The sequence below is a fragment of the Catenulispora subtropica genome (assembly GCF_039531675.1).
Classification (GTDB): domain Bacteria; phylum Actinomycetota; class Actinomycetes; order Streptomycetales; family Catenulisporaceae; genus Catenulispora; species Catenulispora subtropica.
This window is the reverse complement of record NZ_BAAAQM010000025.1, coordinates 24682-39698: the sequence shown is the minus strand read 5'-3', so window position 1 is coordinate 39698 and position 15017 is coordinate 24682. Positions and strand designations below refer to the sequence as shown.

At 72.4% G+C, this 15017-nt stretch carries 13 protein-coding genes; 4 read left to right on the top strand and 9 right to left on the bottom strand.

What is annotated here, in order from left to right; translation table 11 throughout:
- Positions 1-282 precede the first annotated feature (282 nt).
- Positions 283-1626: an aspartate--tRNA(Asn) ligase gene (aspS, locus tag ABD466_RS21910; RefSeq protein WP_344658997.1), complete on the top strand. Its 1344-nt coding sequence runs from the start codon at positions 283-285 to the stop codon at positions 1624-1626.
- Positions 1627-1689: 63 nt separating this feature from the next.
- Here aspS and ABD466_RS21905 read toward each other — a convergent pair whose 3' ends face one another.
- Complete coding sequence (locus tag ABD466_RS21905; protein WP_344658996.1) at positions 1690-2607, bottom strand: hypothetical protein; 918 nt, start codon at positions 2605-2607, stop codon at positions 1690-1692.
- Complete coding sequence (locus tag ABD466_RS21900) at positions 2604-3107, bottom strand: SigE family RNA polymerase sigma factor (RefSeq protein ID WP_344658995.1); 504 nt, start codon at positions 3105-3107, stop codon at positions 2604-2606. Before ABD466_RS21900 ends, ABD466_RS21905 begins: the two co-directional genes overlap by 4 nt.
- Before the next feature lie 180 nt (positions 3108-3287).
- Between ABD466_RS21900 and ABD466_RS21895 the strand changes: the two genes are divergently transcribed.
- Entirely contained in the window at positions 3288-4727 is a 1440-nt protein-coding gene (locus tag ABD466_RS21895) for an aminopeptidase P family protein (RefSeq protein WP_344658994.1), read from the top strand.
- A gap of 144 nt (positions 4728-4871) precedes the next feature.
- Here ABD466_RS21895 and ABD466_RS21885 read toward each other — a convergent pair whose 3' ends face one another.
- The 7 genes from ABD466_RS21885 to ABD466_RS21855 all read right to left on the bottom strand — a co-directional run bounded on the left by ABD466_RS21885 (position 4872) and on the right by ABD466_RS21855 (position 12238).
- Positions 4872-6668 carry a DUF6461 domain-containing protein gene (locus ABD466_RS21885; protein WP_344658993.1) on the bottom strand — a complete coding sequence of 599 codons (1797 nt, stop codon included), beginning with the start codon at positions 6666-6668 and terminating at the stop codon, positions 4872-4874.
- An 83-nt stretch (positions 6669-6751) separates the two neighbouring features.
- On the bottom strand, positions 6752-7483 hold the full coding sequence (locus tag ABD466_RS21880) for a GntR family transcriptional regulator (protein ID WP_344658992.1): 732 nt from the start codon (positions 7481-7483) through the stop codon (positions 6752-6754).
- Positions 7484-7503: 20 nt separating this feature from the next.
- Positions 7504-8505 carry a proline racemase family protein gene (locus ABD466_RS21875; protein WP_344658991.1) on the bottom strand — a complete coding sequence of 334 codons (1002 nt, stop codon included), beginning with the start codon at positions 8503-8505 and terminating at the stop codon, positions 7504-7506.
- Positions 8506-8512: 7 nt separating this feature from the next.
- On the bottom strand, positions 8513-9427 hold the full coding sequence (locus ABD466_RS21870) for a dihydrodipicolinate synthase family protein (protein WP_344658990.1): 915 nt from the start codon (positions 9425-9427) through the stop codon (positions 8513-8515).
- A gap of 3 nt (positions 9428-9430) precedes the next feature.
- The gene (locus ABD466_RS21865; RefSeq protein WP_344658989.1) at positions 9431-10837 is read right to left on the bottom strand and encodes an FAD/NAD(P)-dependent oxidoreductase; all 1407 of its coding nucleotides are present in this window, start codon (positions 10835-10837) and stop codon (positions 9431-9433) included.
- Complete coding sequence (locus tag ABD466_RS21860; RefSeq protein WP_344658988.1) at positions 10830-11090, bottom strand: (2Fe-2S)-binding protein; 261 nt, start codon at positions 11088-11090, stop codon at positions 10830-10832. The genes ABD466_RS21865 and ABD466_RS21860 overlap by 8 nt, the downstream gene beginning before the upstream one ends.
- Positions 11087-12238, bottom strand: a complete 1152-nt coding sequence (locus tag ABD466_RS21855) for an NAD(P)/FAD-dependent oxidoreductase (RefSeq protein WP_344658987.1) — start codon at positions 12236-12238, stop codon at positions 11087-11089. Before ABD466_RS21855 ends, ABD466_RS21860 begins: the two co-directional genes overlap by 4 nt.
- A gap of 138 nt (positions 12239-12376) precedes the next feature.
- Here ABD466_RS21855 and ABD466_RS21850 point away from each other — a divergent pair, with 138 nt between their 5' ends.
- Positions 12377-13825, top strand: a complete 1449-nt coding sequence (locus ABD466_RS21850) for a family 2B encapsulin nanocompartment shell protein (protein ID WP_344658986.1) — start codon at positions 12377-12379, stop codon at positions 13823-13825.
- Positions 13818-15008, top strand: a complete 1191-nt coding sequence (locus ABD466_RS21845) for a polyprenyl synthetase family protein (RefSeq protein ID WP_344658985.1) — start codon at positions 13818-13820, stop codon at positions 15006-15008. The genes ABD466_RS21850 and ABD466_RS21845 overlap by 8 nt, the downstream gene beginning before the upstream one ends.
- Positions 15009-15017: the final 9 nt, after the last annotated feature.

Below are 15017 nucleotides of genomic sequence, written 5' to 3'. Positions count from 1 at the left end.
TCACGGGCAACACGTTGACGGAGACGAGTAGCTCCGGGTCGACGCGGGCAGAGAGAGCCGTCGGCAGCTGGGAAGACGGTCCCGCGTTCCGGAGTGAAGACCCTCCCGAGTGCGGGGAGGAAATGCCCCGCCGACTGGCCCTCGTCATCGGGCCGCCACGAGGTCGTGGTGGAGGCCGGTGCCGCAACGCCGGCCGAGCCGCGACGAAGGTGCGGTGGTACCGCGATTCCCTTATCGCCCGCACCCCCAAGGGATCACGTCGACGCCCTTGGAGGGCCTCAAATGATCCACCGCGTACTGGCGACCGACCTGTCGGCGCACGTGGGTGAAACCGTGCAGGTCTCCGGCTGGCTCCATCGCCGCCGCGAGTTGAAGCGCGTCACGTTCCTGATCATCCGCGACCGCACGGGCCTGACCCAGGCCGTGCTGCCCGGGGCCGGGGAGCAGGAACGGGAACAGGAACAGGAACAGCAGCAGGGGGAACAGCCGCACGGCCAGCGGCTCCACGACATCCCCGAGGAGACCGTCATCTCCTTCGTCGGCGTCGTGACCGCCAACGACCAGGCCCCCGGTGGCGTCGAGCTGGTCGCGCCGGCCGGCGGTCCGCAGGTCGAGGTGCTGTCCAGCCCGGCGGCGACCCCGCCCCTGGACATCTACCGCCCGACCGTCACCGCCTCGCTGCCCACCATCCTCGACGGCTCGCCCGTCACCCTGCGCCACCCGCACCTGAGCGCCCCGTTCCAGATCACCGCGGCCTCCGTCGCGGGCTTCCGCGGCGCCCTGGACGCGCTGGGCTTCACCGAGATCCACACGCCGAAGATCGTCGGCTCGGCCACCGAGTCCGGGGCGAACGTCTTCGCCCTGGACTGGTTCGGCCACCCGGCCTACCTGGCGCAGTCCCCGCAGTTCTTCAAGCAGGCGATGGTCGGCGTGTTCGAGCGCGTCTACGAGACCGGCCCGGTGTTCCGCGCCGAGCCCTCCGACACCGCCCGGCACCTGGCCCAGTACACCAGCCTGGACGCTGAGCTGGGGTTCATCCAGGACCACCGCGACGTGATGGCCGTGGTGCGGGAGGCGCTGGCCGGGATGGTCGCGGCGGTCGCGGAGCGCGCGCCGGCGGCCGTGGAGCTGCTGGGCGTGAAGCTGCCGACCGTTCCGGAGAAGATCCCCGAGATCCACTTCTCGGAGGCCATGGCGATGCTCGGGCAGGACGAGCCCGACCTGGCGCCGTCCGACGAGCGGACGCTGAGCGAGTGGGCGTTGCGGGAGTTCGGCAGCGAGTTCCTGTTCGTGACCGGCTATCCGATGACGAAGCGGCCGTTCTACACCCACGCCGAACCCGGCCGCCCGCAGTACTCGAACAGCTTCGACCTGCTCTTCCGCGGCCTGGAGCTGATCACCGGCGGCCAGCGGCTGCACAAGTACGAGGACTACGTCGCCGCCCTGGCCGCGCGCGGGGAGTCGACGGAGCCTTACGAGGGATATCTCAGCGCCTTCCGGCACGGGATGCCGCCGCACGGCGGGTTCGCGCTGGGGCTGGAGCGGTGGACGATGCGCCTCACCGAGGCCGACAACCTGCGGCGGACGGCACTGTTCCCGCGCGACCTGCACCGGCTGACGCCCTGATCCGCACGCGGAAGCGCGGGCTGTCTCGTCGACGTCGCATGGCGACGAGACAGCCCGCACGTTTCAGGGCACGAAGAAGAACGCGCCGGGCATCGGCTGGACGGCTTTCTCGCGCCCGATCTCGCGTCCGTGCGCGTCGTAGGCGAACAACGTCTTCGGCTTGTCCCCGGTGACGACGCCGAAGAACGTGAACGTGCCGCCCTGCACCTTGACCACCGGCACGAACTCGGCCCGGTCCGCATACTGCAGACACATGTGGTCGACGTCGGTAGCGACCCAACCTTCCGTGAGGTACGCGGGGTAGACCTTGTCCTTGCCGGTCGGCGGCCCCCCTCCGAGGCCCGATGCGGAGCCGCCGAAGAACTCCTGCGGCGAGCTGTTGGAGTCAGGCATCCCGTGCATGGACCAGCCGGTCTCGCCCGGCGTCCGGAACACCGCGTCCGCACCGGGATGCAACGAGGTGAGCGCCTGCGTCGGCACACTGCCCGGCACCTTGTTCGCGAACTTCCCGTAGGAAGTGGCGTCCGGAAAGACGTGCACCTGGATCGACCACGGGGAGCCCGCGGCCGTTCCCGAGAAGGTGTCCCAGCGCAGCCCCTGTTCGTCCGTCGAGGTGTCCGGCTGCGGCACCGTGCCGGTGACCGACGCCGAACAGGTCTTGGGCTCGGGCGGAGGAGTGGTGGTGGTGAGCGCGGTGGTAGGCGTCGTCGGAACCGTCGGCCGCGGCGTCGTCACCGCGGGCTTCGTTCCCTCGACGCCCGTCGTCCCGCGCGATCCCCCGCCGAGCACCACCACCCCCGCGGCGACGCCCACCACCGCCAGCGTCGCCGTCGACCCCGCGGCGGTCGCCCGCCGCCGCTTCCGCCTCCGCTTCGCGCGCTCGATGACGTCGCCCGCGGACAGGGCCCGCGCGTCGCCGCCTCCGAGCAGCGCTCTGATCCGGTCCTCGAACTCGGCGTCGCCGATGTCCCGGTCGTTCATCCCGTCCTGCTCCTTCCTGCTTCCGTTGCGAACTCCGGCATCGCGCGCATCCGGGTCAGCGCCCGGGACAGGCAGCTCTTCACCGTGCCCGGCGCTATCCCCAGCTCCGCCGCGATCGCCGCCTCGCTCAGGTCCGCGTAGTACCGCAGCACCACGACCTGGCGTTCCCGACGTGTGAGGGACGCCAGCGCGGTCCGCACCCGGGCCTGCTCGGCGTGCCGGTCGGCGACGTCCCACGGGACCGGCCGGTCCGGCACAGCGTCGGTGCTCCACTCGCGGCCCCGGCGGCGCCACCAGTCGCGGTAGGAGTTGACGATGATGCGCCGTACGTAGGCCAGCGGGTCGTCGGCCTCGATGCGCTGCCACCGGAGGTAGGCACGTTCCAGGGCCGTCTGCGTCAGGTCGGCGGCCCGGTGCGGGTCGCCGCACATCAGCTCGGCCAGCCGCACCAGGCGGGAGCCGTGCGCCGCGACGAACGCCGCGAAGTCGTCGTCTCTCACACCCACCAGACGATGGCCGGGCCCGCGAGGTTCTTCGCGGGCGGAAGGTTCCTGCGGGGTGCGCGCCGGACCGCCGAGCGCGTAGCGTTCGTCCCACCCTTTCGGGGGTTACCGCCGGACCGTGTGGAATGTAACATTGCACAACGGTACCCACCCGTCCTCACACCCCCAGGAGCCGCAGTGTCCAGCGACCCGAACCCGGCGAAGTTCGCCACCGGCAGCCACGACCTCCCGGTCAGCGACGCGCTGGCCGCGTTCATGGCGACGCAGTGGTCGCCGACGCCGCTGCCGGACCTGGGCCCGGTCCCCGCCGCGGCGTGGACGCCCCGCCGCCGGGCCGCGGTCTCCGAGCGGTTCCCCGGGGAGCGGCTGATCGTGCCGGCCGGCGTCGAGCGGCTGCGCAGCAACGACACCTTCTACCGCTACCGCGCGCACAGCGCCTTCGCGCACCTGACCGGCGGGCAGGCGCTGGAAGGCGTGCTGGTCTTCGAGCCGAACGGCTCCGGCCACGACGCCGTCCTGTTCGCGCACGAGCGCTCGTCCCGCGAGAACGGCGAGGCGTTCCGCGACCGCCGGCTCGGCGAGATGTGGGAGGGCCGGCGGCCGTCGCTGAGCGAGAGCTCGGAGCTGTACGGGGTGCCGACGGAGAACCTGAACCGGCTGGCCGACAAGCTGTCCGGCGCCGTGGTGCCGACGCGCGTCGTCCGCGGCGTCGACCCGAGGGTCGACAGCCTGGTCGCCGAGCGCCCCGAGGCCGACGTGGAGTTCACCGCCTTCCTGTCCGAACTGCGTCTGGTGAAGGACGCGTGGGAGATCGAGCAGATGCAGGCCGCGATCGACGCGACCACCCTCGGCTTCCAGGACGTGGCCCGCACCATCCCCGGCGTGATCGGCAAGCCGCGCGCCGAGCGCTGGGTCGAGGGCGCCTTCAACACCCGCGCCCGCGTCGAGGGCAACGAGGTCGGCTACAACACCATCGTCGGCGGCGGCTCGCACGCCTGCGTCCTGCACTGGACGGCCAACGACGGCACGCTGAACGCCGGCGAGCTCCTGCTGCTCGACGCCGGCGTCGAGGTCGACTCGCTCTACACGGCCGACATCACCAGGACCCTGCCGATCTCCGGGACCTTCACGCCACTGCAGCGGGACCTCTACAACCTGGTGCTGGCCGGCCAGAGCGCGGGCATCGCGACCCTGCGGGCCGGGGCCAAGTTCCGCGACTTCCACTGGGCCGCGATGCGCACCATCGCCTCCGGTCTGATCGACATGGGCGTGCTGAAGGTGTCCCTGGAGGAGGCGATGGACCCCGAGGTCGGGGTGTACCGCCGGTACACGCTGTGCGGCAGCGGCCACATGCTCGGGATCGACGTCCACGACTGCGCCAAGGCGCGGGCCGAGGAGTACGTGGACGGCACGCTGGCGGCCGGGAACGTGCTGACCGTGGAGCCGGGCCTGTATCTGCAACCGGACGACCTGACGCTGCCCGCCGAGCTGCGCGGCATCGGCATCCGGATCGAGGACGACCTGCTGGTGACCGAGGAGGGCTCGGTGCTGATGTCGGCGGCGCTGCCGCGGGAGGCCGACGAGGTCGAGGCGTGGATGGCGCAGCACGCGGGCTGACGCGGAGCGGCCGCACGGAACGGCTGCCGTGACCCGGGTGCCCGTCACCGGCATGTCCGGGACCGGCAAGACCACGCTGCTCGAGGAGCTCGGGCGGCGTGGTCACCGGGTCGTGGACGCAGGCTGCGGGGACTTCCACGAGGTTCAGGTCACAGAACCGTCCGGACGACGGTCCACCGGGCGCAGCTCGGGCAGCAACGGCAGGACCGGATAGCCGATGCCGACGGCCTCGATGCGCGCCACGTCCTCGGCGGAGATGGAGACCCCGGTGTACCGGGAGGCGGCCACCATGCCCACCGCGTCGCGGTGCAGACCCCGCCAATCGAGGTCCGCCAGCAGCTCTTGGGCCTCCGAAGACGTGGGTCCCTCGTATGCGGGCTCAAAGCTGTCGAGTACGTGTCCCGCACGGGCCAAGGAGAACCTGCGGTGTGCGTTGACGTTCCAGTACATGCTGGCGACCTTGGTGTCCGGGGACGACAGGGCGCGCAGCGTCTGGTGGTCGCCACCGCGCCAGCCGGCGAACTCGACGGCGACCGAACCGCCGGGCACGTCGAGGACGCAGACCCACGAGTCGATGGTCCCCTCCGCGAGCCGGTCATAGAACACGTCGAGCGGGGTCGGCGCGGACTCGTCGGCGCCGAAGTCGCGCAATACCTCGCGACTGGACTTGCCGGCCACGAAGGTGAAGGCCGCGCCGTTCACCAACGACCCCGTCTCGACCCAGCGGTAGGCCAGGTCGGGCATGAGGTCGACAGGTGGCTCGGGCTCGCCGCGCAGCACGTGGCCGAGCCGGTCGGAACGCTTGTGCACCACGGGATCGGCGGCGGGAGCACGCCACACCACGAGCTCGTAGGACTCCCAGCCCCCGTCCCGGCCGCGAGCCGAGACCCGGACCCGGTAATCGCCGGGCCACGGTGGAGCGATCTGTGCGGGCGGGAGGAGGCCGTTGCCGGAGTGCGCGCCGCCGGCGAAGCCCGCTCCACCGACCGGGGCGTGCCAGCTGACCTCGACGATCTCCTCCCACCGTGAGAAATCCGGCTGTCCCGGTTTCTCGACCACATGTACGGCGACCGGGACCGAAGCAGACTCTTGGCGGCAGCGAACGGCGACTCCGTCGGAAAGCACCGCGACCAGCCCGTTCCCCGAGAAGTCCAGACCGCCCCGCTCCAGCGGCGCTTCGGCCAGGACGAAGACGTGATCCGTGACGTCGGCCGAGACGTGGATGTGCCGTGGCATCAGGTATTCGGCCCGACGCCTGGCCAGCTTGGCTTCGGCATAGGCGGCCGGCATGGTCGTCTTCCGCAGGACGGGCGCCACCGCTGTGAGCGCCGCCCCGACGATGGCCGGGGGCGTGACGCGAGGCGACAGCGGGCGCAGCACGACCGTGGCGGTGACGACCGCCAGTGCCAGGTACCCCGTGGTATGGGACGCGACGATGGCGGCCTCGTCCGAACCGTCGGCGACGAGCAGGGGAACGATCGACGGATGCCCGGCGAGCGCGGCCACGACGTGCGTCACCATGTCGGCGGCGCCGGGCACGAAACCGTTCAGGGTGGCCAGCTCGTGGGAAACCTCGCTCGGACGGCCGAAGTACGCGATGGTCACGTATCCCGACCGGGCGGCGGCTTCCGGCAGAGCTTCGATCAGCTGCGGCACCGACAGGTCCAGGGCCGCCACGGGCGTCTTCAGGGCGCCCAGCAACTGCGCGACGACCAGCGGCGGCAGAGCGTCCACGGAACCGTTCCACGCCTCCGACACGCGCCCGCCGTTGGTGTACCGCGAGGGAAACGAGCGCTCCGCGAGCTGCGCCAGGCCCAGTCGCCCCAGCGCTTCCGCCGCCGGCGCCGGTATCAGCCGCGCCACCGCTTCCAGTTCGGCCGCCACGACCTCCGCGATCGCGTCGACCACCTCCGCTGACAGCTCGGTCGTCGGCCCGTACATAGGCACCCCCCATTGCGGTGATCCGGAAGCTCACAGCATGACGGAGCTCACCGACAAGCCGGGAGTGCGCCTCGAGGCCCCCGCTACTCCCGCCCCGCCCACAGCGACCGCACGTGCGTCAGGTGCGTCCGCATCAGCTCCTCGACCGCCGCCTCGTCCCGTGCGACCAGCGCGTCCACCAGCTGCACGTGCTCCTCCGCCGAGGCGGCCAGCGCTCCGGCGTCCGCCAGCGACGGCAGGCCGTAGAGCCGTGAGCGGTTGCGCAGGTCGCTCACCACGGCGACCAGGTGGGGGTTGCCGGACAGGCCGAGCAGGCTCAGGTGGAACGCCTGGTCGGCTTCGACGTAGGCGATCAGGTCGCGGGCCTGGGCGGCGGCGACGATGGCCTCGGCGGCCGGACGGAGGGCCGCCAGGTCCTTGGCGGCGGCGGTGCGGGCCAGGCCCGCGACCACCGGCACTTCGATCAGGGCTCTGATCTCGGTGAACTGGTCCAGGTCCGCCTCGGACAGTTCGGTGACCCGGAAGCCCTTGTTCCGGACGACCTCGACCAGCCCTTCCTTCGCCAGGTCCAGCATGGCCTCGCGCACCGGGGTGGCCGACACCCCGAAGCCGGCGGCCAGCACCGGCGCGGAGTACACCACGCCGGGCCGCAGCTCGCCCGCGATCAGCGCCGCCCGCAGCGCGTGCGAGACCTGCTCGCGCAGCGAGTGGTGGCCCAGCACGCGGGGCAGGTTCAGGGACGGGCTCTGGTCGCCGGCGGCCCCGGCCGCCGATGCACCCATGAGGCCGGTGCCGCTGGTACTCCTGTCAGGCATGCCCGAACCCTATCTCGCGATCAGAGCAAGAACCCAGCAGGGAACGGATCCGTCGGGTCGAGGAAGTACTGGGCGGTGCCGGTGATCCAGGCGCGGCCGGTCACGGTGGGGATCACCGCGCGGCGGCCGGCGACCTCGGTCTCCTCGACCAGGCGGCCGATGAAGCGGGTGCCGATGAACGACTCGTTCGTGAAGTCGGTGTCCAGGGCCAGCTCGCCGCGGGCGTGGAGCTGCGCCATCCGGGCCGAGGTCCCGGTCCCGCACGGCGACCGGTCGAACCAGCCGGGGAAGATGGCCATCGCGTGCCGGGAGTGCCGCGCGGTGGACCCGGGGGCACGGAAGTACACGTGGTGGACCGCCCGGATGCCGTCGTCGAGGGGATGCACCGGCTCGTCGGCCTCGTTGACGGCGTCCATCGTGGCCAGTCCGGCGGCGATGATCTCGTTCTTGGCCCCGCGGTCGAACGGCAGCTTGTAGTCGTCCAGGTCCACGATCGCGTAGAAGTTGCCGCCGTAGGCGAGGTCGTAGCGGATCCGCCCGAAGCCGGGGACGTCCACCTCGGCGTCCAGCCGCTCGGCGAAGCTGGGGACGTTGCGGATGGTCACCGAGCGCGCGGCGCCGTCCTCCACGTGGACGTCGGCCAGCACCAGCCCGGCCGGGGTGTCCAGCCGGACGGTGGTCACCGGTTCGACGACCGGCACCATCCCGGTCTCGACCAGGACCGTCGCCACGCCGATCGTGCCGTGCCCGCACATCGGGAGCAGCCCGGAGACCTCGATGTACAGCACGCCGTAGTCGGCGTCCGGCCGGGTCGGCGGCTGCAGGATCGCGCCGGACATCGCGGCGTGGCCGCGCGGCTCGTACATCAGCAGCGTGCGCAGGTCGTCGAGATGCTCCATGAAGTACAGCCGCCGGGCCGTCATCGTGTCGCCCGGGATGACGCCGACGCCACCGGTGATGACCCGGGTCGGCATGCCCTCGGTGTGGGAGTCGACGGCGTGGTAGACGTTCTTGGTCCGCATCGCTGCTCTACAACCCCGCCTTCTGGGCGCGGGCCTTGTCCTCCAGCGGCAGGACGCGGAGGGTGTCGGCCTTGACGGTCTCGTACTGGTCCGGGAGCAGGGGGACGCGCGGCGGACGGCAGCCGCCGCCGTGCCGGCCGGCCAGGTCCATGGACAGCTTGATGGCCTGGACGAACTCGGTGCGGGAGTCCCAGCGCAGCAGCGGGTGCAGCTCGCGGTAGAGGGGCAGCGCCGTGACCAGGTCGCCCTCGGTGGCGGCGCGGTAGAGCTCGTTGCAGACGTACGGGATCGCGTTCGGGTAGCCCGAGATCCAGCCGACCGCGCCGGCCAGCGCCAGCTCCAGCAGCACGTCGTCGGCGCCGATGAGCAGGTCCAGCTCCGGGGCCAGTTCCTTGATGCGGTACGCCCGCCGGGTGTCGCCGGAGAACTCCTTGACGGCCTGGATGTGGCCGGCGGCGTGGAGCTCGGCGAGCAGTTCCGGTACGAGGTCGACCTTGGTGTCGATGGGGTTGTTGTAGGCGACGACCGGTATGCCCACCTCGGCGACCGCGCGGTAGTGCGCGACCACCGAGCGCTCGTCGGCGCGGTAGGCGTTCGGCGGCAGCAGCATGACGGCGCCGGCCCCGGCCTCGGCGGCCTGCTCGGCCCACCGCGCCGCCTCCTGGGATCCGTAGGCGGCGACGCCGGCCAGCACCCGGTCCCCGCCGACGGCCTCGACCGCGGTGCGCACCACGGCGGCCCGCTCCTCGGGCGTCAGCGTCTGGTACTCGCCGAGCGAGCCGTTGGGGCAGACGCCGTCACAGCCGGCCTCGATGAGCCCGCGGAGGTTCTCCGCGTACTTGTCGAGGTCGACCGACAGGTCGTCGCGGAACGGCAGGGCGGTGGCGACGACGACACCGTGCCAAGGCTTGCGCAGGGACATGGATCACTTGTTCCTTCGGTCTTGCTCGGCTAACACGCCGAGCGGGACGGGACGCGCCAAGGGTCGCTTGGCGGCGGCGAGGAGGTCGGTGGCAGCGGGCGGTTCGGTGGGATCGCGGCGAGCCAGGCATGCCACGGCGTACCCGCACACCCGGCCCTGGCACCATCCCATGCCGGCGCGGGTGAGCAGCTTGACGGTGCGGGCGTCGCAGGCCCCGAGGTCTTCGACGGCCTCGGTGACGGCGCGCGCCGGGACCTCCTCGCAACGGCAGACGAGGGTGTCGGGGGTGAGGTGGTCGCGCCACGCCGCCGGTACGGGGTGCTGAACGCGGATGACATCGGCGAAGCCGCGCTGACGGTCGCGGCGACGGCGCAAGTCGGCCGGTGCGGCAGCCGCATCCGGAACAGCGGCCTGACGCGCGCGGCTCCTGGCGAACGCGGCGGCGACAGCGAGCCCGGCGATCTCCCCCTCGACAAGGGAGGTCTCCACACCGGCGATGCCCGCGGTCTCCCCGGCCGCGTAGAAGCCGGGGACGCTCGTGCGCTGGTTCGTGTCGACGCGCAGCCCCACGGTGCCGTCGGCCAGCATCCTGTGCTCGCAGCCGAGGGTCAGGCCGAGATCGATCTGCGGGACGAGGCCGTAGCCGACGGCGAGCGCGTCGCACGCGATACGGCGGCGGCCGGAGCCGTCAGGCCGGGCGACCACGACTGCTTCGAGGAAGTCCGTGCCCTGGGCCTCCACGACCATCAAGCCGCTGCGCACCGGTACCCGGTTGCGGATGAACTGCCGGGCGAAGTCGATGCCCTCGACGAGCTTCGCGGGGTTGGTCAGCACCGGCAGCGGGTGCTTGGCGTAGCCGCGGATCCGGTTGGCCTCGAACAGGCCGAGGACCTTCGCCCCGGCCGTGGCCAGCCCGGCGGCGACCGGGAGCAGCAGCGGTCCGGTGCCGGCGACGACCACCCGGCGTCCGGCGAGCACCAGGTTGCCCTTCAGCAGCGCCTGGGCGCCGCCGGCGGTGAAGACGCCCGGCAGGTCCCAGCCGGGGAAGGGGACGACGCGCTCGTAGGAACCCGTGGCCAGGACGACGTCGGCGGCGGTGACCGGGCCGCGGTCCGTCAGGACGGTGAATCCGGGTTCGACCGCCCACACCTGGTGCTCGAACAGCACCTCGATGCGCGGCGAGGTCTCGACGCGCGCCGCCAGCCGCTCGAACCGCGACCGGCCGTGGTGCAGCTTCGGCAGCCAGGGCGCGGTGAGTCCGGGCCCGGGTTGCCGGAAGTACTGGCCGCCTAGTTGGCGTCCGCCCTCGATCAGCGCGACCCGCAGCCCTTGTTCGGCGGCGGTGGCCGCGGCGGCCATCCCCGCCGGACCGGCACCGATGACGGCGAGGTCGAAAGCTTCGCTACTCACGGCCGTCACCCACCTGTGTCACGACGACGTCCCCGGCTGACACCGGCGCCAGACAAGCCCGCACGTTCGGCTCCCCGTTCACGGTCACCAGGCAGTCGAAGCACACCCCGATCCCGCAGAACAGGCCCCGCGGCTTGCCCCCGAACCTCGTCGTGCGCCACGACTGCACGCCGGCGGCCAGCAGCGCCCCGCCGACCGTCTGGCCCGGGCGGGCCGTCATCGGCCGCCCGTCAAAGGTGAAATCCACGCTCATCCCACCGCCTCCTCGGGGCTGTCGAACCGCGCGGGCCGGAACGGCTCGGGATCCACCATCGGCTTGTCCGCGGCCAGCAGAGCCGCGATCAGCTCGCCGGTCGCCGGGGCCAGCCCGATCCCGGCGCCTTCGTGCCCGCAGGCGTGGAAGAGTCCTGCGACGTTCGCGTCCGGGCCGATGGCCGGCAGGTGATCCGGCAGATAGGGCCGGAATCCGCAGTAGTAGCGCTGGACATCGACCGAAGCGAGGAACGGGAACAGCTCAGCGGCCTGACCCGCCAGCCGGCCCAGCGCGTCGTAGGACGGCGTCCGGTCCAGGCCCACACGTTCCCGGCTGGCCCCGACCAGTACCGGCCCGGACGGCGTGCCCTCGACCACCCCGGAGGACTGCAACGCGGCGTCGGAACTCGAAACGTCGGAGACGTACGCGGCCGAGTACACCTTGTGCCGGATCAACGGCGGAAGCGGCTCGGTCACCAGCACGAAACCGCGCCGCGGCTGCACCGGCAGCCTGGACCCGGCCAGGCGGGCGACCTCGCCGCCCCACAAACCGGCCGCGTTGACCACGTACCGCGCGGGAATCTCGCCGAGCGTCGTGCGCACCCCGCGCACCGCGCCGTCCGTGATCAGCAGTCCGGTGACCGCGCTGCCGAGCCGGACCTCGGCCCTGGACGCCTTCAGCAGCCGGGCCACCGCGAGGGCGGGCATCACCTGCGAATCCTGCGGGTAAAAGAAGCCGCCGGCCAGGCCCGGCGCGAGATGCGGTTCGAACTCTGACAAACGATCGGCGGCGACTTCCTCCGCGACGACCCCCCTGTCGCGCTGTGTCGCCGCGAAAGCCCGCAACGCCGAGTGGTCCGCCGGGGAGAAGGCGACCACCAGTCCGCCCTTGGCCTCGTACTCGAAGCTCTCCCCCAAGCCCTCGGCGTCCAGCTCCCGCCACAGGTCCTGCGACCGCAGCGCGAGGTCCAGCTCCGGTCCCGGCTCCTTGTCCGACACCAGCAGGTTGCCCTCGCCGGCCCCGGACGTGCCGCCGCCGACCGGGCCGCGGTCGACGACCGTCACCGAGAACCCGGCGCGGGCGGCGTACAGCGCGCAGGCGGCGCCGACCATGCCGGCGCCGATCACCACCACGTCCGTTGCCCTCACCCCAGTACTATGTCACATGTTCTAGACCTCCGCCAGCGGCACTTGTTCGATTTTTGTCACCCTTTGCGGTAATAGACCGGATCACCCCCCGCCTCCACGATGAGAAGGCCACAGCATCCATCGCCTGGAGGGGGCACGATGACGGTCGAGCAGAGCACGGCGGCACCGGGGGGCGCGGCCGAGGGCGGTCGGCTCAGCCTGGACACCGCGGCGGCGCGGAACCTGGCCACCACGACCAAGACGCCGCCGCAGATGCAGGGCATCACCTCGCGCTGGCTGCTGCGGGTCCTGCCCTGGGTGCAGGCCGACGGCGGCGCGTACCGGGTGAACCGGCGGCTGAGCCATGCCGTCGGACGCGGCCGGGTGGCGTTCGGGCAGGCCGGGGACGACGACGTCACCGTGGTGCCGCCGACGCTGGCCGAGCTGCCGCCGTTGCGCGGTCTGGAAGACCAGGCGCTGCTGAGCGAGCTGGCCTCGCGGTTCGTCGTCCGCGAGTTCCGGACCGGGGACACGATCGCCGAGGCCGGTGCGCCGATCGCGACGCTCTGGCTGATCGCGCACGGCAAGGTGGACCTGTCCGGCCGGGGGAAGTACGGGGACCACGCGGTGCACGGGCACCTCGCCGACGGCGACCATCTCGGCGACGAGGTGTTCCACGCCGGAGCTGGAAACGGCGGATCGAACGGGCGCGTCCCGTCTTGGAAGACCACCGCCCGGGCCGCCACGCCGGTCATCGCGCTGGCGGTCCCGGCCGCGGAGATCCGGGCCCTGATCGACCGGTCGGACACGCTGCGCGAGCACCTCGCCGCGCACCGCCGGACCCGGGCGAAGGCCCAGAACCGGCACGGCGAGGCCGAGATCGAGCTTGCCGCCGGGCACGAGGGCGAGACGGTGCTGCCGGGCACGTTCGCCGACTACGAGCTCAAGCCGCGCGAGTACGAGCTCTCGGTCGCGCAGACCGTGCTGCGGGTCCACACGCGCGTCGCGGACCTCTACAACAAGCCGATGAACCAGATGGAGGAGCAGCTGCGGCTCACCATCGAGGCGCTGCGCGAGCGGCAGGAGGACGAGCTCGTCAACAACCGGAGCTTCGGGCTGCTGCACAACGCCGACTTCGGCCAGCGGCTGCACACGCACTCCGGGCCGCCGACGCCGGACGATCTGGACGAGCTGCTGTCGCTGCGCCGCGACACGCACTACCTGCTGGCCCACCCCAAGGCGATCGCCGCGTTCGGGCGGGAGTGCACGAAGCGGGGCGTCTACCCGCCGACGGTGGACCTGATGGGGAGCCACGTGCCGTCGTGGCGGGGGGTGCCGCTGCTGCCGTGCCCGAAGATCCCGGTCGCCGACGGGCACACGACGTCGATCCTGGCCATGCGCGCCGGCCAGGAGGAGCAGGGCGTCGTCGGGCTGCACCAGACCGGGATCCCGGACGAGTACCAGCCGGGGCTGTCGGTCCGGTTCATGGGCGTCGACGACAAGGCCATCACCAGCTATCTGGTGAGCGCCTACTACTCGGCGGCGGTGCTGGTGCCGGACGCGCTGGGCGTTCTGGAGAACGTCGAGATCGCGCGGCCCCGTGGCTGAGCCGGCCGGGGTGGCCGCCGATCCGGGCACCTCCGCACGGGAGGCGTTACGGCGGGCCCGGGAGGCGGTCGAGCCGGTGATGCGGTTGGCGGTGGACACGCTGCCGGGGAGGATACGGACCATCGCCGCGTATCACCTGGGGTGGGGGGAGGTGGGGCGGGAGCCGGGGGCGGAGCCGGACAAGGAGGGTGACGGGAGCGCCGCTGAAATCGGCGGGTCCGGCGGGAAGCTGCTCCGGCCGGGTCTGGTGCTGGCCGCCGCCACCGCCGTGGCCGGACCGGCCGCGGTGGCGGCGGCGATCGGGGCGGCGAGGTCATCGGGCGGGGTGGCGGCCGCGTCGTCCTCGGGACCGTCCCCGGGCCGGCCACCCGGCCTGTCCACGGCGACCGTCGCCGGAGCCGGCCGGACGCTGCTGGCCACCGCCGCCGCGGTCGAGCTCGCCCACAACTTCACGCTGCTGCACGACGACGTGATCGACCGCGACCGCACCCGGCGCCACCGTCCCACCGCGTGGACCGTGTTCGGCGCCGAGAACGCGATCCTGACCGGGGACGCGATGCTGGCGCTGGCGCTGCGGCTGGTCGGCGGGGAGGCCGCCGAGCGGCTGGCGGAGTGCGTCATCGAGATCTGCGACGGCCAGTACGAGGACTGCGCCTTCGAGCAGCGTGACGACGTCACCCTCGACGAGTGCCTGGCCATGGCCGGGAAGAAGACCGGGGCCCTGCTCGGCTGCGCCTGCGCGCTCGGGGCGCTGGCGGTCCGGGCGGAGCCGGCGGCGGTGGCGGCGCTGGACGCCTTCGGCCGCGAGCTCGGGATGGCCTTCCAGCTCACCGACGACCTGCTCGGGATCTGGGGCGACCCGGCGGCCACCGGCAAACCGGTGGGGTCGGACCTGGCCGCCCGCAAGAAGTCGCTGCCGGTGGTGGCGGCGCTGTCGGCCAGGTCGGCGGCGGCCGCCGACCTGGCCGGGCTCTACGCGCTCACCCGCGACTTCACCGAGCCCGAACTCCGCCACGCCGCCGACGCCGTGGACCGCGCCGGCGGCCGCGCGTGGGCCGCCGCGGAGGCTTCCGCCCGCGTCGCGAAAGCGCACGCCCACCTGGGGAAGGCACCCGGCGTCCACCAGGCGGCGGTCCGCGATCTGCGCGCGATAGCCGATCTCATCACCGGGCGGACGTTCTAGTCCGCCCGT

Bases quoted from the DNA above. Each gene is read 5' to 3' on its own strand.
- ABD466_RS21905 (WP_344658996.1), bottom strand. From the start codon at position 2,607: ATGAACGACCGGGACATCGGCGACGCCGAGTTCGAGGACCGGATCAGA.
- ABD466_RS21880 (WP_344658992.1), bottom strand. From the start codon at position 7,483: ATGCCTGACAGGAGTACCAGCGGCACCGGCCTCATGGGTGCATCGGCG.
- aspS (WP_344658997.1), top strand. From the start codon at position 283: ATGATCCACCGCGTACTGGCGACCGACCTGTCGGCGCACGTGGGTGAA.
- ABD466_RS21870 (WP_344658990.1), bottom strand. From the start codon at position 9,427: ATGTCCCTGCGCAAGCCTTGGCACGGTGTCGTCGTCGCCACCGCCCTG.
- ABD466_RS21885 (WP_344658993.1), bottom strand. From the start codon at position 6,668: ATGTACGGGCCGACGACCGAGCTGTCAGCGGAGGTGGTCGACGCGATC.
- ABD466_RS21850 (WP_344658986.1), top strand. From the start codon at position 12,377: ATGACGGTCGAGCAGAGCACGGCGGCACCGGGGGGCGCGGCCGAGGGC.
- ABD466_RS21860 (WP_344658988.1), bottom strand. From the start codon at position 11,090: ATGAGCGTGGATTTCACCTTTGACGGGCGGCCGATGACGGCCCGCCCG.
- ABD466_RS21875 (WP_344658991.1), bottom strand. From the start codon at position 8,505: ATGCGGACCAAGAACGTCTACCACGCCGTCGACTCCCACACCGAGGGC.